18 protein-coding genes are annotated in these 19,154 nt (G+C 68.6%); 14 read left to right on the top strand and 4 right to left on the bottom strand.

All coding sequences use genetic code 11. From position 1 onward, the window contains the following. Positions 1 to 108 precede the first annotated feature (108 nt). The 13 genes from ACFVSL_RS03190 (at position 109) to ACFVSL_RS03130 (ending at position 13,957) form a co-directional block, all read left to right on the top strand. On the top strand, positions 109 to 1,521 hold the full coding sequence (locus tag ACFVSL_RS03190; RefSeq protein WP_386938424.1) for an MFS transporter: 1,413 nt from the start codon (positions 109 to 111) through the stop codon (positions 1,519 to 1,521). Positions 1,522 to 1,833: 312 nt separating this feature from the next. Continuing rightward, on the top strand, positions 1,834 to 2,874 hold the full coding sequence (locus tag ACFVSL_RS03185; RefSeq protein ID WP_386938422.1) for a LacI family DNA-binding transcriptional regulator: 1,041 nt from the start codon (positions 1,834 to 1,836) through the stop codon (positions 2,872 to 2,874). A gap of 160 nt (positions 2,875 to 3,034) precedes the next feature. After that, a complete protein-coding gene (gene mmsA / locus ACFVSL_RS03180) occupies positions 3,035 to 4,579 on the top strand; it encodes a multiple monosaccharide ABC transporter ATP-binding protein (RefSeq protein ID WP_386938420.1) in 1,545 nt (514 codons plus the stop codon). Continuing rightward, positions 4,576 to 5,934, top strand: coding sequence for a multiple monosaccharide ABC transporter permease (gene mmsB, locus ACFVSL_RS03175; protein ID WP_386938418.1), 1,359 nt, complete (start codon positions 4,576 to 4,578; stop codon positions 5,932 to 5,934). Before mmsA ends, mmsB begins: the two co-directional genes overlap by 4 nt. Before the next feature lie 95 nt (positions 5,935 to 6,029). Then, the gene (locus ACFVSL_RS03170; protein ID WP_386938416.1) at positions 6,030 to 7,148 is read left to right on the top strand and encodes a substrate-binding domain-containing protein; all 1,119 of its coding nucleotides are present in this window, start codon (positions 6,030 to 6,032) and stop codon (positions 7,146 to 7,148) included. A gap of 217 nt (positions 7,149 to 7,365) precedes the next feature. Then, entirely contained in the window at positions 7,366 to 7,749 is a 384-nt protein-coding gene (locus ACFVSL_RS03165) for a glyoxalase superfamily protein (RefSeq protein WP_386938414.1), read from the top strand. A 65-nt stretch (positions 7,750 to 7,814) separates the two neighbouring features. Beyond that, positions 7,815 to 8,399 (top strand): HhH-GPD-type base excision DNA repair protein, encoded by a 585-nt coding sequence (locus ACFVSL_RS03160; RefSeq protein ID WP_386938413.1) that lies wholly within the window; start codon positions 7,815 to 7,817, stop codon positions 8,397 to 8,399. Between the two features lie 442 nt (positions 8,400 to 8,841). After that, positions 8,842 to 9,075 (top strand): glutaredoxin-like protein NrdH, encoded by a 234-nt coding sequence (nrdH, locus tag ACFVSL_RS03155; protein WP_386898926.1) that lies wholly within the window; start codon positions 8,842 to 8,844, stop codon positions 9,073 to 9,075. A gap of 50 nt (positions 9,076 to 9,125) precedes the next feature. After that, positions 9,126 to 9,545 carry a class Ib ribonucleoside-diphosphate reductase assembly flavoprotein NrdI gene (nrdI, locus tag ACFVSL_RS03150; RefSeq protein WP_386938411.1) on the top strand — a complete coding sequence of 140 codons (420 nt, stop codon included), beginning with the start codon at positions 9,126 to 9,128 and terminating at the stop codon, positions 9,543 to 9,545. 26 nt (positions 9,546 to 9,571) lie between these two features. Continuing rightward, positions 9,572 to 11,677 carry a class 1b ribonucleoside-diphosphate reductase subunit alpha gene (nrdE, locus tag ACFVSL_RS03145; RefSeq protein WP_386938409.1) on the top strand — a complete coding sequence of 702 codons (2,106 nt, stop codon included), beginning with the start codon at positions 9,572 to 9,574 and terminating at the stop codon, positions 11,675 to 11,677. Between the two features lie 7 nt (positions 11,678 to 11,684). Then, complete coding sequence (locus tag ACFVSL_RS03140) at positions 11,685 to 12,497, top strand: NUMOD3 domain-containing DNA-binding protein (RefSeq protein WP_386938407.1); 813 nt, start codon at positions 11,685 to 11,687, stop codon at positions 12,495 to 12,497. An 8-nt stretch (positions 12,498 to 12,505) separates the two neighbouring features. Further along, positions 12,506 to 13,528 carry a class 1b ribonucleoside-diphosphate reductase subunit beta gene (gene nrdF / locus ACFVSL_RS03135; protein ID WP_386938405.1) on the top strand — a complete coding sequence of 341 codons (1,023 nt, stop codon included), beginning with the start codon at positions 12,506 to 12,508 and terminating at the stop codon, positions 13,526 to 13,528. Positions 13,529 to 13,630: 102 nt separating this feature from the next. Next, a complete protein-coding gene (locus tag ACFVSL_RS03130) occupies positions 13,631 to 13,957 on the top strand; it encodes a hypothetical protein (protein WP_386938404.1) in 327 nt (108 codons plus the stop codon). On the opposite strand, the gene ACFVSL_RS03125 is transcribed toward ACFVSL_RS03130, so the two are convergent. Together ACFVSL_RS03125 and ACFVSL_RS03120 are read right to left on the bottom strand one after the other, a co-directional pair. After that, on the bottom strand, positions 13,958 to 15,706 hold the full coding sequence (locus ACFVSL_RS03125) for a SulP family inorganic anion transporter (RefSeq protein ID WP_386938402.1): 1,749 nt from the start codon (positions 15,704 to 15,706) through the stop codon (positions 13,958 to 13,960). It lies immediately after the preceding gene. Positions 15,707 to 15,778: 72 nt separating this feature from the next. Further along, positions 15,779 to 16,258 (bottom strand): DNA alkylation repair protein, encoded by a 480-nt coding sequence (locus ACFVSL_RS03120; RefSeq protein WP_386938400.1) that lies wholly within the window; start codon positions 16,256 to 16,258, stop codon positions 15,779 to 15,781. Positions 16,259 to 16,402: 144 nt separating this feature from the next. Between ACFVSL_RS03120 and ACFVSL_RS03115 the strand changes: the two genes are divergently transcribed. Then, the gene (locus tag ACFVSL_RS03115; RefSeq protein WP_386938398.1) at positions 16,403 to 17,941 is read left to right on the top strand and encodes an MFS transporter; all 1,539 of its coding nucleotides are present in this window, start codon (positions 16,403 to 16,405) and stop codon (positions 17,939 to 17,941) included. An 85-nt stretch (positions 17,942 to 18,026) separates the two neighbouring features. Here the strand turns inward: ACFVSL_RS03115 and ACFVSL_RS03110 are convergent, their stop codons facing one another. Together ACFVSL_RS03110 and ACFVSL_RS03105 are read right to left on the bottom strand one after the other, a co-directional pair. Beyond that, positions 18,027 to 18,704 (bottom strand): SRPBCC domain-containing protein, encoded by a 678-nt coding sequence (locus ACFVSL_RS03110; RefSeq protein WP_386938396.1) that lies wholly within the window; start codon positions 18,702 to 18,704, stop codon positions 18,027 to 18,029. A gap of 16 nt (positions 18,705 to 18,720) precedes the next feature. Then, positions 18,721 to 19,149 carry an ArsR/SmtB family transcription factor gene (locus tag ACFVSL_RS03105; RefSeq protein WP_386938395.1) on the bottom strand — a complete coding sequence of 143 codons (429 nt, stop codon included), beginning with the start codon at positions 19,147 to 19,149 and terminating at the stop codon, positions 18,721 to 18,723. Between the last annotated feature and the right edge of the window lie 5 nt (positions 19,150 to 19,154).

Here is a 19,154-nt window from a genome sequence, read left to right as displayed (position 1 = left end):
AGCGGGACCTGCCGCGCTCGGCCGGGCCGTCGCGCCGCGGTGCGTCCGCACGTCGAGCCGGCCGCGGGACTTGAGTTCAAGCGCCCTTGAGGTCGTAGGCTCGATCGGGTGAGTGAGCCGACCGCCGAGACCCCGATTCCGACCCGCGACGCCGTGGAGATCGAGACCGAGACGGCCGAGGAGCCCGAGGCTCGCAGCCCGCTCTCGCGGCCGTACCGCTGGCTGTCGATCGGCATGTTCTCGCTCATCTTCCTCGCGGCGTTCGAGGCGATGGCGGTCACGACGGTGATGCCGATCGTCGCGCGCGACCTCGACGGGGTCGCCCTCTTCGCGCTCGCGTTCGCCGTGCCGCTCGCCGCGGGCATCATCGGCATGGTGATCGCCGGCAACTGGACCGACCGCTCCGGGCCGCTTCCCTCGCTGATCACGGCGGCGGTGCTGTTCGTCGTCGGCCTGCTCATCGCCGGCACCGCCACCGACATGACGGTGCTCATCGTCGGCCGCTTCGTGCACGGACTCTCGGGCGCGGCGGTGATCGTGCCGCTCTACGTCATCGTGGCGCGCGTCTACCCCGAAGCGCTGCGCGCCCGGGTGTTCGCGGGGTTCGCGGCGGCGTGGGTGATCCCCTCGATCATCGGGCCGGCGGTCGCCGGCGCGATCGCCGAGGTGTTCAGCTGGCACTGGGTGTTCCTCGGCGTCATCGTGCTCGTCGCCCCCGCGGCGGCGATGGTCGTGCCGCCGATCCTCCGGGTGCGCGAGAAGATCCAGGGCGACCCGTCGGTCGCCTGGAGCCTCGGCCGGATGGGCTGGGCGGTGCTCACGGCCGCCGCCGCACTCGCACTGTCGCTGTCGAAGGAGTTCGCCGACCCGTGGCGCTGGGTGGTGGCCGCCGCGGCGATCGCGCTCGTCGTCGTCGCCGCACGCCCGCTGCTGCCGGTCGGCACCCTGCGCGCCGCGCGGGGGCTGCCGGCGACCGTGCTGCTCCGCCTGATCGTGGCCGGCGCCTTCTTCGGCAGCGAGATCTACCTGCCGTACCTCTTCATGGAGCGCTACGAGTTCTCGGCGAGCCTCGCGGGCGCCGTGCTCACCGGCGCGGGCGTGAGCTGGGCGATCGCCTCGTGGCTGCAGGGGCGCCTGGGCGACCGCGTCTCGAACGCGCAGGCCGTCATGCTCGGCTCCGTGCTGCTCACGCTCTCGCTCCTCGGGGTGCTCGCGGTGGCGGCGTTCACCCTGCATCCGGCGATCGCGTTCGTCGCGTGGACCTTCGCCGGTGCGGCGATGGGATTCATGTACCCGCGCCACTCGGTCGCGGTGCTCGGCCTCTCGCCGGTCTCGGCGCAGGGCTTCAACAGTGCGGCGCTGTCGATCGGCGAGTCGCTCGGGGCGTCGTCGGCGCTCGCCATCACCGCGCTCGTCTCGAGCGCGGTCGCCGCCTCCGCGTTCACCGCCGACTTCGCGGTCACGGTCGTCATCGCACTCGTGGCGGTCGTGCTGGCTCCCCGCGTCCGCCCGCGCGCCTGACACCGGCTCCGGCGCGTTCGTGCCGGACGGGATCGCGCGGCCCGGCTCGCGCCGCGCCCGCTCGCGCCCGGTCGCGCCCGGTCGCGCCCGGTCGCGCCCGCTCGCGCCCGGCGGCGTCGCGCGAGCCGCGCGTGGAGCCGCGCATCGGTCGCGCGGGACCGCCGGCGGGACGGTCGAATCGCCCGCGATCGGTCGAATCGAATCGACCCCGCGATGTGACTGTCACATGGCGACGTTGTGCGATCGCGCCCGACGTGCATAATGGAAGCACCTTCGATGTGAACGTGCACATCGACGTCGATCGGTCTGGCAGTGAATCCTGATTCTCCCAAGGGGCGGGCGCCCAGCATCCGCGATGTCGCGCGCCTCGCCGAGGTCTCCCACCAGACCGTCTCGAGGGTGCTGAACGACCACCCGAGCATCCGGCCCGAGACGCGCGATCGCGTGATCGCCGCGATGGAGACGCTGCAGTACCGGCCGAACCGCGCCGCCCGCGCGCTCGTCACGAGCCGCTCGCACACGATCGGCGTGCTCGCCGCCCGCAGCACCGAGTACGGCCCGGCGACGGCCATCGCCGCGATCGAGGACGCGGCGCGCGAGCACGGCTACTACGTCAACACCGCGAACATCGCCGACCCCTCGCCCGAGGGCATCGCCGACGCGCTCGAGCACCTGATGCTGCAGGCGATCGAGGGGCTCGTCGTCATCGCCCCGCAGGTGCGCGTGTTCGAGGTGCTCGCAGGCGCCCCGGTCGGCGTGCCGTTCGTGAGCCTGCAGTCGACGGGGCGCAGCGACCACCTCGCGCTCTCGGTCGACCAGGTCACCGGGGCCCGGCGCGCGACCCAGCACCTGATCAACCTCGGCCACCGCGAGATCGTGCACCTCGCCGGACCGCAGGACTGGATCGAGGCCGAGGCGCGCATGCGCGGGTTCCTCGACGCGATCGGCGACGCGGAGCTCGACCTCCACCCGCCGATCCTCGGCGACTGGAGCGCCGACTTCGGCTACTTCGCCGGCCGTGAGCTGCTGCGCCACCGGGACTTCACCGCGGTGTTCGCGGCGAACGACCAGATGGCGATCGGGCTCATGCACGCCTTCCGAGACGGCGGCGTCGACGTGCCCGGCGAGATCAGCGTCGTCGGCTTCGACGACATCCCGGTCGCGCAGCACGTCTGGCCGCCGCTCACGACCGTGTACCAGGACCACCGCGAGAGCGGCAGGCGTGCGGTCGCGCTGCTCCTGAACCAGCTCCACGGCGAGCAGGTGCTCGAGGTCGAGCAGATCGTGCCGCGTCTCGTGGTGCGCGGCACGACCGCCGAGGCGCCGGTGCGCAAGCCGCTCGCACGGGCCTGACACGGGCCGTCTTGCGGCCCCCGCTTGACAGCGGCGCATGTCGGATGCACCATAGGTCTCGATGTGAACGGTCACACGCGTCACATCGAGTCCCCGAACCACAGACACCGAGGTCGCGAATGTACCCGTCGATGATGACCGCAGCTCCGAGAGGCCGCCGATGAGCGCGCCGCCGATCCTCGAGATGCGCTCCATCACCAAGGAGTTCCCGGGTGTGAAGGCCCTGTCCGAGGTCTCGCTCACGGTGATGCCCGCCGAGGTCCACGCGATCTGCGGCGAGAACGGCGCCGGCAAGTCGACGCTCATGAAGGTGCTCTCCGGCGTCTACCCGTACGGCACCTACACGGGCGACATCATCTTCCGCGGCGAAGAGGTGCAGTTCCGCGACATCCGTGCCAGCGAACAGGCCGGCATCGCGATCATCCACCAGGAGCTCGCCCTCATCCCCGAGCTCTCGATCACCGAGAACATCTTCCTCGGCAACGAGATCGCCCGGGGCGGCCGCATCGACTGGGCGGCGGCCAAGCTCCGCGCCATCGACCTGCTCGCCCGGGTCGGCCTGTCCGAAGACCCCGACACGCAGATCAAGCACCTCGGCGTCGGCAAGCAGCAGCTCGTCGAGATCGCGAAGGCGCTCGCGAAGGACGTGAAGCTCCTCATCCTCGACGAGCCCACCGCGGCGCTCAACGAGGACGACTCGGAGCACCTGCTCGACCTGATCCGCGGCCTCAAGGGCAAGGGGATCACGTCGATCATCATCTCCCACAAGCTCAACGAGATCGAGGAGATCGCCGACGAGATCACGATCATCCGCGACGGCCACACGATCGAGACGCTCGACGTGAAGGCCGGCGGGGTCGACGAGGACCGCATCATCCGCGGCATGGTCGGCCGTTCGCTCGAGAGCCGCTTCCCCGACCGCACCCCGCACATCGGCGAGGTGTTCTTCGAGGTGAAGGACTGGACGATCCAGCACCCGCAGGTGCCCGAGCGGCTCGTCGTGAAGGGCTCGAGCTTCAACGTGCGCCGCGGTGAGATCGTCGGCATCGCGGGGCTCATGGGCGCCGGGCGCACCGAGCTCGCGATGAGCGTCTTCGGCCGCTCGTACGGCAACTACCTCTCGGGCACGATCGTGAAGGACGGCAAGGAGATCGTCCTCAAGGACGTCGAGTCGGCCATCAGCCACGGCCTCGCCTACGTGAGCGAGGACCGCAAGCAGCTCGGCCTCAACCTCCTCGACACGATCAAGCGCTCGATCGTCGCGGCGAAGCTCTCGAAGATCGCGAAGCGCGGCGTCATCGACGACTCGCGCGAGTTCGGCATCGCCGAGGACTACCGCAAGCAGCTCCGCATCAAGACGCCGAGCGTCGAGGCGGGCGTCTCGAAGCTCTCGGGCGGCAACCAGCAGAAGGTCGTGCTGGCGAAGTGGATGTTCACCGACCCCGACCTGCTCATCCTCGACGAGCCGACCCGCGGCATCGACGTGGGCGCGAAGTACGAGATCTACACGATCATCCAGTCGCTCGCGGCGCAGGGCAAGGGCGTCATCCTCATCTCGAGCGAGCTGCCCGAACTGCTCGGCATCGCCGACCGCATCTACACGGTCTTCGAAGGCCAGATCACCGACAACATCCCCGCATCAGAGGCGAACCCCGAGGCGCTCATGCGCAGCATGACCTCGGCGAAGAAGAAGGCGAACGCATGACCACGGCGAGCACCCCCGCGAGCACCCCTCCGAAGAAGGGCGGCCTCGCCGACATCCGCAAGGTCTTCGGCGGCGGGCAGTCGAGCCTCCGCCAGTTCGGCATCCTCGGCAGCCTCATCGTCATCATCGTGATCTTCCAGATCTGGACGGACGGGCTCACGCTCTCGCCGACGAACCTGATCAACGTCGTCAACCAGTACTCGTACATCCTGATCCTCGCGATCGGCATGGTGATGGTCATCATCATGGGTCACATCGACCTCTCGGTCGGCTCGGTGGCCGCGTTCACGGGCATCATCGTCGCGAAGTCGATGGCGGAGTGGAACTTCCCGTGGCCGCTCGCGATCGTGCTCGGCGTCGCCGTCGGCGCCGCGATCGGTGCCTGGCAGGGCTTCTGGGTCGCGTTCGTCGGCGTGCCGGCGTTCATCGTGACGCTGGCCGGCATGCTCATCTTCCGCGGCGGCAACCAGCTGATCGGCCAGTCGACCACGACGCCCGTGCCCCAGGAGTTCGGCGTCATCGGCGCCGGCTACCTGCCCGAGCTCGCGCTGCCGCTCCCGTTCAACGTGCTCACCATGCTGCTCGGCGTGGTCGGCGCCGGCTGGATCGTCTGGAACGAGTTCCACCTGCGTCGCACCCAGAAGAAGCTGGGCTCCGAGATGGCGCCGGTCTGGGTGAGCGTCGTCAAGGTGGTCGTGCTCGCCGGCGTGATCCTCTGGGCCGCCTGGCTGTTCGCCACCGGCCGCCCCGGCACGAGCTTCCCGATCTCGGGCATCATCCTCGTCGTCCTCGTGATCGTCTACTCGTTCATCACGAACAACACGATCTTCGGCCGTCACATCTACGCGGTCGGCGGCAACCGCCTCGCCGCGACGCTGTCGGGCGTGAAGGACCGCCGGGTCGACTTCTTCGTGATGATGAACATGTCGGTGCTCGCCGCCCTCGCGGGCATGATCTTCGTCGCCCGTTCGACGGCCTCGGGCCCGCAGGACGGCAACGGCTGGGAGCTCGACGCGATCGCGGCCGTGTTCATCGGCGGCGCCGCGGTCTCGGGCGGCATCGGCACCGTGATCGGCTCGATCGTCGGTGGTCTGGTGATGGCGTTCCTCAACAACGGCCTCCAGCTCATCGGCGCCGGCGCCGACGTCGTGCAGATCATCAAGGGCCTCGTGCTCCTCCTCGCTGTGGCCGTCGACGTGTGGTCGAAGCGCCAGGGCGGCCCGTCGATCTTCGGAATCTGGTCGAACCGCCGCAAGGCGAAGCTCGAGTCCGAGGGCCCCGTCGAGCCCCCGGCCGTCGCTCCGACCGTCGCGTCCAACGAGTCCTCCCAGCCGAGCGATATCCGCCCCCGCTGAGCGAGAACGGATGCCTCGGCGTCGACGCCGCGGCATCCACCCACCCTTCCCCTCCAAGAGAAGTCAGCAATCCCAAACAAGAAAGTGAATGATCAATGAAGAAGCTCACTCTTGCGGCCGCAGCGGTCGCAGCGGTCGCAGCACTCGCGCTCGCGGGCTGCTCGTCCGACCGCGGCGGTTCGACCGGCGGCGACGAGACCGGTTCGGCCGGTTTCGCGGCCGACTCGACGATCGGCATCGCGCTTCCCGACAAGACCAGCGAGAACTGGGTGCTCGCGGGCGGCCTCTTCGAGGACGGCCTCAAGGACGCCGGCTTCAAGGGCGACGTGCAGTACGCGCCGGCCTCGAACACCGTCGCCGAGCAGCAGAACCAGATCTCGGCCATGGTCACCAACGGCGCGAAGGTCATCGTCATCGGCGCGAAGGACGGCAAGCAGCTCGGCACGCAGCTCCAGCAGGCCGCCGACGCCGGCGTCAAGATCATCGCGTACGACCGCCTGATCGAGAACACGCCGAACGTCGACTACTACGTGGCGTTCGACAACTTCGAGGTCGGCAAGCTCCAGGGCCAGGCGCTGCTCGACGGCCTCGCCGCGCGTTCGGGTCACGAGGCTCCGTGGAACATCGAGCTGTTCTCGGGCTCGCCCGACGACGCGAACTCGGCCGTGTTCTTCAACGGCGCCATGGAGGTCCTGCAGCCGAAGATCGACGACGGCACGCTCGTCGTCGTCTCGGGCCAGACCGACATCGCGCAGACCGCGACCCAGGGCTGGGAGGCCGAGAACGCGCAGAGCCGCATGGACTCGCTGCTCGCCGCGAACTACGCGGACAAGGACGTCGACGGCGTGCTCTCGCCGAACGACAACCTCGCCCGTGCGATCATCACCTCGGCCAAGCAGGCCGGCAAGGACATCTCGAAGGTGACCGTCACCGGTCAGGACTCCGAGGTCGAGTCGGTGAAGTCGATCATGGCCGGTGAGCAGTACTCGACCATCAACAAGGACACCAACCTCCTCGTCGAGCAGACGATCAAGATGATCCAGCAGCTCCAGAAGGGCGAAGAGGTCGACGTCAACGACACCGAGCAGTACGACAACGGCGTGAAGGTCGTCCCGGCGTACCTGCTCGCCCCGGTCATCGTGACCAAGGAGAACGCGGCCGAGGCGTACGCCAACAACCCGAACCTCCTCGACATCGTGAACCAGGCGGGCTAGTCCCACTCGCCTCACGGCACGACGGCCCCCGCTCCTCGGAGCGGGGGCCGTCGTCGTCGTCGGCCTCCCGCTCGGTCCGCCGCGGCGCCGGCGCGAGCCGGGGCGCAGGGCGTCGTGCCCATCCGGACGGAAATCGTCCGGATGCTTGTGGACGATGGGGGCAGGGGGTCAGATGGTGCGGACCGTCCGCCCAGCGCCCTACGAGAGAAGGCTGATCATGGACTGGAAGATCGAACTCATCTTCGTGCCCGTCACCGACGTCGATCGGGCGAAGGAGTTCTACGTCGAGAAGCTCGGGTTCAACGCAGACCACGACCAGACGGTGATGGAGGGGCTGCGCTTCGTGCAGCTCACCCCGCCCGGCTCGGCCTGCTCGATCGCGATCGGGCAGGGTCTCGGCAGCGCGATCCAGCCGGGCACGCTCGACGTGATCCAGGTGGTGATCCCCGACGCCGACGCGGCGCTCGCCGAGCTGCGGGCCAAGGGCGTCGAGGCCGAGGGCGTCGACGAGCAGGCCTGGGGTCGGTTCGTCAGCCTGAAGGATCCCGACGGCAACCGCTGGACCCTGCAGGAGCTGCCCGACTACTCGCAGCAGGCGTAGCCGGCGCGCGCGGCTCACCGCCCGCGTCCCGCGAGCCGTGGCCGCGAGCGCGCACCGGTGCGAGGATGGAACGCATGGCACTGCACATCACGGGGGACCAGGCGGCCGACGAGCTGCTCTCGAACGACGCGTTCGCGCTGCTCACCGGCATGCTGCTCGACCAGCAGGTCGCGATGGAGACGGCGTTCGCCGGCCCGGCGAAGATCGTCGAACGGCTCGGCACGATCGATCCCGGTGCGGTCGCCGCGACCGATCCCGAGCGCTTCGCCGAGCTGTTCGCGCAGACGCCGGCGGTGCACCGCTTCCCGGGGTCGATGGCGGGCCGGGTGCAGTCGCTCGCCGGCGCCGTGCGCGACGACTGGGGCGGCGACGCCGCCGCGATCTGGACGCAGGGCGACCCGTCCGGCGCCGAGGTGCTCAAGCGGCTGAAGGCGCTGCCCGGCTTCGGCGAGCAGAAGGCGAAGATCTTCCTCGCGCTGCTCGGCAAGCAGTGCGGGCTCGCGGCGCCCGGATGGCGCGAGGCGGCCGGCGCCTACGGCGACGAGGGCTCGTTCGCCTCGGTCGCCGACATCGTGAGCCCCGAGTCCCTCGCGAAGGTGCGCGCGACGAAGCAGGCGGCGAAGGCGGCCGCGAAGGCCGCGAAGGCCTGATCGATCCACCACGGCGGATGCCACGGGGCCGGCCCCGCGGCATCCGCCGTTCTGCTGCCGTCGCGGGCGCGGCGACACGCTCGCGCGGTGCCCGCCGATGTCGGTGGGTGGTGGCATGGTGGGGGCTACAACACCATATGTAGGGGTGGCGGCATCCGAGGGCCCCCAAGTGTCGTGCATCGCGACACGCCGGGGCGTTCATCCACAACCGTGCGATCTCGAAATCTTCGGCCTGTGGATAACCGCGGGGCGCCCCTGCAAACAGGCCGATCATCGCGACATCCGTTGTTCACAACCGGTGGAAAACCCCGTGGATAACTACATGAATGTAACTACATCATGTTGTGGCGGTTCAGTTCGGCAGGCACTAGATGTAGTATTGAAGTGTCAATCAGCAACATGGGGGATGGGCCTTGAAAAGCCCGAGAACGAGGGGAAAACCATGACGGTCACGGTCTACACGAAGCCTTCCTGCGTCCAGTGCAACGCGACGTATCGCGCCCTCGACAGCAAGGGCATCGAGTACGAGGTGCTCGACCTCTCGGTCGACGAGAACGCGCTCGCCCAGGTCAAGGAGCTCGGCTACCTGCAGGCCCCCGTCGTGATCACCGACGAAGACCACTGGTCGGGCTTCCGCCCCGACAAGATCGACGAGCTCGCCTCGCGCCTGGCGTAATCGCCGCCGGTGAGCTCGGGGGAGTGAACCGGAACGCGAAGGAGACGATCATGACGAACCTGGTCTACTTCTCGAGCGTCTCGGGCAACACCAAGCGCTTCATCGAGAAGCTCGGCCGGCCGGCGGCGCGCATTCCGCTGCACGCCCGTGAGCCGGCACTCGAGGTCGACGAGCCGTTCGTGCTCGTCGTGCCGACCTACGGCGGAGGCGACGGCAAAGGCGCCGTGCCGAAGCAGGTCATCAAGTTTCTCAACGACGAGCGCAATCGCGCACTCATCCGAGGCGTGATCAGCGCAGGCAACACCAACTTCGGGTCGGCCTTCGGTCTGGCCGGCGACATCATCGCCGCGAAGACCGGGGTGCCGCACCTCTACCGCTTCGAAGTATTCGGAACCCCAGACGACGTTCGCGCCGTCGACGATGGATTGGACGCATTTTGGCGAAGTCAGCAGCAGCAACGGACGGCGTAGCCCTCATGGAGGCGCCGCGCACCGCGATGGATTACCACTCGCTCAACGCGATGCTCAACCTCTACGGCGCCGACGGCAAGATCCAGTTCGAGAAGGACCGCGAGGCGGCGCGCGAGTACTTCCTCCAGCACGTCAACCAGAACACCGTCTTCTTCCACTCGCTGAAGGAGCGGCTCGACTACCTCGTCGAGAAGGAGTACTACGAGCCCGAGGTCATCGCCCAGTACTCGTTCGAGTTCATCCAGAAGCTCAACGACCTGGCCTACTCGAAGAAGTTCCGCTTTGAGACATTCCTCGGCGCGTTCAAGTACTACACGAGCTACACGCTGAAGACCTTCGACGGCAAGCGCTACCTCGAGCGCTTCGAAGACCGCGTGGTCATGACCGCGCTCGGCCTCGCGCAGGGCGACGAGCAGCTCGCGATCGACCTCGTCGAAGAGATCATCGGCGGCCGCTTCCAGCCGGCGACCCCCACCTTCCTCAACACGGGCAAGGCGCAGCGCGGCGAGCTCGTCTCCTGCTTCCTGCTCCGCATCGAAGACAACATGGAGTCGATCGCCCGCGGCATCAACTCGGCGCTGCAGCTCTCGAAGCGCGGCGGCGGCGTGGCCCTGCTGCTCTCGAACGTGCGCGAGTCGGGCGCCCCGATCAAGCAGATCGAGAACCAGTCGTCGGGCATCATCCCCGTGATGAAGCTGCTCGAGGACTCGTTCAGCTACGCCAACCAGCTCGGTGCCCGCCAGGGCGCCGGCGCGGTGTACCTCTCGGCCCACCACCCCGACATCATGCGGTTCCTCGACACCAAGCGCGAGAACGCCGACGAGAAGATCCGCATCAAGACGCTCTCGCTCGGCGTCGTCGTGCCCGACATCACCTTCGAGCTCGCGAAGAACAACGAGGACATGTACCTGTTCTCGCCGTACGACGTCGAGAAGGTCTACGGCAAGCCGTTCGGCGACGTGCCGATCACCGAGCACTACCGCGAGATGGTCGACAACCCGCGCATCAAGAAGACGAAGATCAACGCGCGCGAGTTCTTCCAGACGATCGCCGAGATCCAGTTCGAGTCGGGCTACCCGTACATCGTGTTCGAGGACACGGTGAACAAGGCGAACCCGATCAAGGGCCGCATCAACATGTCGAACCTCTGCAGCGAGATCCTGCAGGTGAACACGCCGACCACGTACAACGAAGACCTGTCCTACGACCAGATCGGCAAGGACATCAGCTGCAACCTCGGTTCGCTGAACATCGCCCTCACGATGGACTCGCCCGATTTCGGCAAGACCGTCGAGACCGCGATCCGCGGCCTCACCTCGGTGTCGAACCAGAGCCACATCGCCTCGGTCCGCTCCATCGAAGACGGCAACGACAAGTCGCACGCCATCGGCCTCGGCCAGATGAACCTGCACGGCTACCTCGCCCGCGAGCGCATCTTCTACGGCAGCGAAGAGGGCATCGACTTCACGAACATCTACTTCTACACGGTGCTGTTCCACGCGCTGCGCGCGTCGAACAAGATCTCGATCGAGCGCGGCGAGACCTTCGACGGCTTCGCCGACTCGAAGTACGCGTCGGGCGAGTTCTTCGACAAGTACACGGATGCCGCGTGGGTGCCCGAGACCGCGAAGGTCACGCAGCTCTTCGCCGACGCCGGCGTGCACATCCCGACGCAGCAGGACTGGCAGGAGCTGAAGGCCTCCATCCAGGAGCACGGCATCTACAACCAGAACCTGCAGGCGGTGCCGCCGACCGGCTCGATCTCGTACATCAACAACTCGACGGCGTCGATCCACCCGATCGCCTCGAAGATCGAGATCCGCAAGGAGGGCAAGCTCGGTCGCGTGTACTACCCGGCGGCGTTCATGACGAACGACAACCTCGAGTACTACCAGGACGCGTACGAGATCGGCTACGAGAAGGTCATCGACACCTACGCCGCGGCGACGCAGCACGTCGACCAGGGCCTCTCGCTCACCCTCTTCTTCAAGGACACGGCGACGACCCGCGACATCAACCGCGCGCAGATCTACGCGTGGAAGAAGGGCATCAAGACGATCTACTACATCCGGCTGCGCCAGCTCGCGCTCGAAGGCACCGAGCTGGAGATGTGCGTCAGCTGCGCGCTGTAACCCACCCATGATCGAGACCATCCAATGGAGGCCGGAGCTCGGGGAAGGTTCCCCGATGCTCGGGATCGTCTATGGATTCCGCGTCAAGGCGACCGGTGAGTACCGGTACGTCGGGCAGACGACCAAGTCGCTGTCCCGGCGTACCGGGCAGCACCTGACCGTCGCGCGACGCGGGCGAAAGACGCCGTTCTACGACTGGCTGAGGAAGACTCCCCGTGAGGAGTACGAAGTCGTCATTCTCGAGCGGATCTGCACGAGTCGTGAAGACCTCGGGCTCGCGGAGATCGGCTGGATCACGCTCTATCGGGAGCTCGGCGATCGTCTGCTCAACCTCTCCGAGGGCGGTCTCGGACCGACGGGTGTCGAGTGGTCGCCCGAGCGGAGGCAGGCTGCCAGCGAACGCAATCGCGGCAGGGTCGGCGTCGCGATGCCGGGGCAGGCGAACCCGATGTGGGGACGCACACACAGCGAGGAACAGAAGGCCCGCTGGTCTGCAGAACGTAAGGGCAGGAACGCCGGCGAGCGGAACCCGAACTACGGCAAGTTCGGTTCGGATCACCCGGGCTTCGGCCACTCCATGTCGGAGGAATCGCGCCAGCAGCTCTCGGAGACGCGTAGGGGCGAGGGCAACCCGAACTTCGGTAAGTCGGCCTCCGCTGAGACGCGAGCGAAGATGTCGGCAGCGAGGAAGGGCCGCCCGATGCCGTCGAGCGTTCGGAGCGCCCACACCCGCTACCACACGAATAAGGGCGTCTCGAAGCCCGAATGTCGATTCTGCGTCGAGGACGCAGCGAAGAACACAGCACGCGAGAGCGAGTAAGGAACACGATGACCCTCACCGACCCGGTCAACTCGGCCAGCAACGACCCGGCGCACGTCGGCGGCAAGCTGAAGCTCGTCGACCACGTCAACGCGATCAACTGGAATCGGATCCAGGACGACAAGGACCTCGAGGTCTGGAACCGCCTGGTGAACAACTTCTGGCTGCCCGAGAAGGTGCCGCTGTCGAACGACATTCAGTCGTGGAACACGCTCACCCCCGAAGAGCAGACCCTCACGATGCGCGTGTTCACGGGCCTCACCCTGCTCGACACGATCCAGGGCACGGTCGGTGCGGTCTCGCTCATCCCCGACGCGATCACTCCGCACGAAGAGGCTGTCTACACGAACATCGCGTTCATGGAGTCGGTGCACGCGAAGAGCTACTCGTCGATCTTCTCGACGCTGTGCTCGACGAAGGACATCGACGACGCCTTCCGCTGGTCGGTCGAGAACCCGAACCTTCAGAAGAAGGCCGCGATCGTCATGGAGTACTACCAGGGCGACTCCCCGCTGAAGCGCAAGGTCGCCTCGACCCTGCTCGAGAGCTTCCTCTTCTATTCGGGCTTCTACCTGCCGATGCACTGGTCGAGCCGGGCGAAGCTCACCAACACGGCCGACCTGATCCGCCTCATCATCCGCGACGAGGCCGTGCACGGGTACTACATCGGCTACAAGTTCCAGAAGGGCCTCGAGCGCATCTCGCAGGCCGAGCGCGACGAGCTGAAGGACTACACCTTCTCGCTGCTCTACGAGCTCTACGACAACGAGGTGCAGTACACGCAGGACCTCTACGACGGCGTCGGCCTCACCGAGGACGTCAAGAAGTTCCTGCACTACAACGCCAACAAGGCCCTCATGAACCTCGGCTACGAGCCGATGTTCCCGAAGACCGTGACCGACGTGAACCCGGCGATCCTCTCGGCGCTCTCGCCGAACGCCGACGAGAACCACGACTTCTTCTCGGGGTCCGGGAGCTCGTACGTGATCGGCAAGGCCGTGGTGACGGAGGACGAGGACTGGGACTTCTGACGCGTCGGCGCCATGCCGAAGTCACGACGTCGCCGTAGACGGCCGACGAAGAGCGGAGCGAGCGGTGCTCGACGCGAGCGAGCGAGCCGTTCCAGGATCCAGTTGATCTACAGGGGCGACCTCGCTCGAACGATCTACAACCTCTCGGGTGCGGTGTTCCTCGTCGGGCTCGCGCTCGTCCTCCTGGAGATCATCGTCTTCGGCGTCCTCCTCGGCGCACCCGATTGGGTGTACCCGCCGATGTGGGCGACGTTCGTGGTCTGGGGCCTCGGCACCCTGACCATGTGCACCCTGATGATCGTCGAGGTGATCCTTCGGCTGCGGGGCAAGCCGGCCACGTTCGGAATCGCCACGCGAGGCGGACGCTCCATCGGTGATCTGCGCCGAGCAGACGATCGGTCGCTCGAGCCGCCGACGCGCCGTCGCTGATCAGGCCGCAGGACCGTCGGCGTCCGACGGAGGCCCGGGGTGCTCGAGCTGCGCCGTGACCGCGCGATCGACGTTGCCGTGGATGCGGTCGGGGCCGAGCCGTTCGAGCGCGCCGTCTCGCGCGAGCGTCGCGCGCACGGCCTGCTTCACGCGGGCGAGGCGGAGGGTGACGCCGGAGGCCTGTGCCATCTCCACGATGTCGTTGAACTTCGCGCATCCCTGCGAGTCGATGAAGTTGATGCCGCCGCAGTCGAGCACGATCCCGGTGAGGTCGGGCGTCGAGTGGATGATCTCGCGGATGCGGTCTTCGAGGGCGTCGGAGGTCGCGAAGAACAGGCCGCCGTCCATGCGGATGACGACGACCCCGGGAACGCGCTCGTCGTCGGGGTGCTCGTTCACGTCCCGGAACACCTGGGTGCCCCGCTCGCGCGCGAGGGTCGCGATGTTCGGGTGCGTGGCGACGCCGATGAGCCAGACGATCGACAGCCCGATGCCGATCATGACCCCGGCGAGCACGCCGAACGCCAGCGTGCCCACGATGGCGGCGACCGCGATCCAGAAGTCGAACGGCTGCACCCGGAGGAGGCGGCGCATCTCGGGGAGGTTGATCATGCCCATCACGACGGCCTCGATGATGAGCGCGGCGAGCACCGGCTTGGGCAGGCCCGAGAAGAGCGGCGCCAGGATCAGCAGCGTCAGGAGCACGGTGACGCCAGACGTGAGCGACGCCAGCCCGGTGCGCGCGCCGGAGTGGTCGTTCAGCGAGCTCGCGGACAGGCTGGTCGAGACCGGCATGCCCTGGAAGAGCCCGGCGCCGGCGTTGGCCATGCCCTGCGCGATCGACTCCTGGTCGATGTCGACCTGGTAGCGGTGCTTCGCGGCGAACATCCTCGCGTCGCCGGCGGTCTGCGAGAAGCCGATCAGCACGAGCGCGACCGCCGCGATCCCGACCGTCGCCGCGTTGTCCCACATCAGCCCGAGGTCGGGGAGGGCGAACGCCGGCAGCCCGCGCGGCACGTCGCCGACGAGGGCGACCCCGCGCTCGCCGAGATCCAGGAGCCAGGAGGCCAGGAGGCCGCCGACCACGAGCACCAGCGCGCCGGGCAGGCGGGGCGCGACCCGGCCGACGCCGAAGACCACGACGAGCGAGACGGCGCCGACGATGAGCGTGGTCGGGTGCGTCTCGCCGAGGGTGCCGAACCACGACCACAGCTCCTGGATCGCGTTCGAGCCGTCGGTCTCGGTGCCGGTGAGCTTCGGCAGCTCGGAGATGACCACGTCGACGGCGGCGCCGAACAGGAACCCGGTCACCACCGCGCGGGAGAGGAACTGCGCGATCCAGCCCGCCTTGAGCACGTACAGGAGCAGGAAGAGCACTCCGGAGGCGAGGGTGATGCCCGCGACGAACGACGCGACGTCGGCCTGGTCGGTGAGCCCGGTCGCGATGACGGCGCTGGCGGCGACCGCGGCGAGCGCCGAGCTCGGGCCCATGGAGATCTGGCGACTCGTGCCGAAGATCCCGTAGAGGAGCGCGCCCGCCGCCGCGGCGTAGAGCCCGTTCTGCAGCGGGATTCCGGCGATGCCCGCGTAGCCGAGGTTCTTCGGCACGATCAGCGCCGCGACCGTCACCCCGGCGATCAGGTCGCCGCGAAGCCAGCGACGATCGTAGCCGCGGAGCCAGCCCGCGATCGGAACCAGTCCGGCGGCCGTGCGCCGCCGCTTCATGTCGCCAGTCGGTTGCTCGCCCATGCGACCCTCCCCGTTCGAGGCAGTCTGGCACACGCGCGCCGCCGTGGGCGAGCGTCGGATCGCCGGGAGCGGTCAGGCCCCGCCCGGGCCCTCGCGAGCCGCTCGGCGCAGCGCGGGCGACGGATCGTCGGCCCAGCGGGCGAGCACGCCCTCGGCGCGGCGGCGGGCGCCACCGCCGAGCCCGCCGATGAGCGGTCGCAGCACATCGGCGATGAGCGGGTCGACGAGGGCGTCGGCGGATGCCTCGCGGAGGAACCCCTCGATGCGGGTGAGGTCGCCGTTGCCGAGCATCCGCACGTTGCGCTGCAGCAGCACGACGGCGGCGAGGCGCCGCTCGAAGACCGGCACCGACCAGAGCTCCGAGGCGAGTGCCGTGATCGCATCGTGGTCGAGCCCGCGGTACCGGTTGCCCAGGTCGCGGATCGTGCCGCGCACGGCGCCGACCGAGGCCCCGTAGGAGTCGAGCCCGAGGCGCTCGCGCACGTCGTCGGCACGGTACTCGTCGCCCTCGTTCCGCAAGGTGCGGTCGACGAAGTCGGCGGGTTCGGTCACCGTCCCATTCTCCGCGTTCCGCGTCCGACGCGAATGCGCGACCCGGGCGATGCAACGGGCGGATGCACGCGGCATCCGGCCGTCACGAAAATGCGCATCGCGCGCCTCTTGTCCGCATCCTCCGCCCGGTGGTAGGAACAGCGCATGGGGGAAACGGTGGAGGTCGCCGGCTCCGCCGCGACGGTTGCGGCCAAGCGCGCGGCGCTCGCCGCGCTGATCGCGACGTGCGTGTCGGCGCTGGTGGTCAACGCGAACACGTCGGCGGTGTCGATCCTGATCCCGGCGATCTCGGCCGACACGGGAACGCCGACCGACACGCTGCAATGGGCGGTCACGGGCTACTCGCTCGTGGGTGCGGCGGTGATCGTCACGTCGGGGTCGCTCGGCGACGTGTTCGGCAGGCGACGGATCTTCTTCTGGGGCCTGGTGCTCTTCATCGCCTCGTGCGTGCTCATCGCCCTCTCGCAGGAGGGCATCGGGGTCATCGCCGGGCGGTGCATCCAGGGTGCGGCCGGGGCGACGATCCTCGCCTGCGGCATGAGCCTCCTCTCCGCGGCGAACACCGGCAAGGAGCAGCTGCGCGCGGTCACGCTGTGGGGCGCGGCATCCGCGGTCGGCGCGGCCGCGGGCCCGCTCGTCGGCGGCCTGCTCGCCTCGACGCTCGGCTGGCAGGGCCTGTTCTGGATCGACGCGGCCATCGCCGCGATCTGCATCCCGATCACCCTGATGGGCGTGCAGGAGTCCTCCGACCCGTCGAAGCCGCGCTCGATCGACGTCGTCGGCTCCGTGCTCATCGCCGCCACCCTGGCGCCCCTCATCTTCGCGCTCACCAACGGCACCGCATGGGGCTGGCTCTCCTGGCAGACGATCGGATGCTTCGCCGTGACCGTCGGCGCAGCCATCGGGTTCGTACTGGTCGAACGCCGCGTCGCCGCACCGCTGCTCGACCTGAAGCTGCTGCGCAACACGGTCCTCGTCGGCGCGACGCTCTCGATCCTGCTCGGCTCGGGCACCGTGAACGGCATCATGTACGTCGTCAGCCTCTACTTCCAGAACCCCGTCGCGCTCGAGATGGACGCCTTCCAGACGGGGCTCGCGACGCTGCCGGTCGCGGCCACCGCCGTGGTGCTCTCACCGCTCATCACGCCGATCGTGGGTCGCATCGGCGTTCGCGTCACGATCGTGCTCGGCTTCGTGCTCATGTCGGCCTCGTTCGCCGTGCTCGCGTTCGTCACCGAGTCGTGGGGGTACGGCATGTTCGTGCTGCCGCTCATCGGCGTCGCCGCGGGCATGAGCCTCCAGAACGGTCCGTGCTCGTCGCTGTCGACCTCCAGCGTCGAACCGCGCGAGGTCGGCGCTGCATCGGGTGTGTCGAACATGGCGCGCTACGTGGGTGCGGCGGTGATGACGGCGATCGTCGCGTCGGTCTACAGCGGCGTCAACGCCCGCCAGCTCGCCGGCGGTGCGTCGGATTCGGCGGCCCTCGCGCAGGCGTTCTCGTGGTCGTCGATCTCGATGGGCATCTGGTGCGTGCTCGGCATCGGGCTCGTGCTCCTCGTCGCGCGTCGCGTGCGCCGCAACTCGGCTCAGTTCGAGGCCGCGGCGGCGGCGGCGTCCTTCTCGCACACGATCGTGCCGCCGGAGCCGCCGGCGGCGGAGGCGGCGAGCGGCGCCGCGCGCTGACCGTCCGGGTCGTCGCGGGCCGCTGCCGCACAAGTCGGAAGCGACGCTCGCCCGTGGGCGTCGGGCGACTGAGCCGTACGAGCCGTCAGTCCATCTCGGGCCCCGGCGCCTCCCCGGTGTACGCTGCGTACGTGCGGTCGGCCGCCCCCTTCGCGGCGTCGGCGGCGACCCCGTCGCGCTCGTGCGCGGCGGCCCACGCGTCGGCCGAGCGACGCATGAACGACTTGCCCTCGTCGGTCGCGACCCAGGCGGCGGCTTCCTCGGGTGCGATGCCGTCGTCCCCGCCGCTGAAGTGCAGCGCGAGACCGAGCAGTCCCTGGTCCCAGCCGATGCCGGTCGCGGAGGGGCCGAACTGCTCCCACATCCCGTCGGGCAGGCTCGCCGCCGTGGCGACGTTCTCGAGCTCGAACCGCGTGTGCGAGGCATCCACCTCGACGAGGCGCACGCTCACGATGGCCGGTTCGCCGGAGCCCATGCCCCACGTGACCGAGTAGCCGGCCGCGCCGTCGCGCGGCGGCTCGCAACGGCGGATCTCGCCGCCGGCGTTGCCCTCGAACTGGTAGTGGCCGCCGAGGCGGAGGTCGCCCGAGATCGGCAGGAACCAGCGGGGGATCCGTTCGGCGCTCGTCACCGCGTCCCAGACGTCGTCGATGGGGGAGGGGTAGGTCTGGGTGAGCTGCTGCACGTAGGTGCGCTCGCCGTCGACCTCCTTCGTCTCGATGCTGCGGGTGACGGCGTCGAGCTGGGCGTTCACGTCGACCATGTCGGTACTCCTTCGTTCACTCGTCGTGGGTTTCGGTGCCGGCGTCGTGGTGCGGCGATGTCGTCGTCGACGAGGATGCCTCGGGCGAGGGATCGTCGACCGGTGCCGCCTCGGCGGCCTTGCGCTGCGCGAGCCGGCCGCGCGCGAGCTCGGTGCCGAGGGCGTCGAGCTTCGGCGACCAGAACCGGCGGAAGCCGTCGAACCAGGCGTCGGCCTGCGCGAGCGGCGCGGGGTCGACGGCGTACAGCCGTCGGGCGCCTTCGGGCCGCACGGTGACGAACCCCGATTCGCGCAGCACGCGCAGGTGCTGCGAGACCGCCGGCTGCGAGATGCCGAACTCGGCCTGGATCACGCCGCCGACCTCGCCGGCGGACGACTCGCCATCGGCGATCAGCTCGAGGATGCGGCGTCGAACCGGATCCCCGAGGACATCGAGCGCGTGCACGACCT

The sequence above is a fragment of the Agromyces sp. NPDC058064 genome (assembly GCF_042885275.1).
Taxonomy (GTDB): Bacteria; Actinomycetota; Actinomycetes; order Actinomycetales; family Microbacteriaceae; genus Agromyces.
Note: the sequence above shows the minus strand (reverse complement) of the source record. Positions and strands in the feature narration are given on the sequence as shown.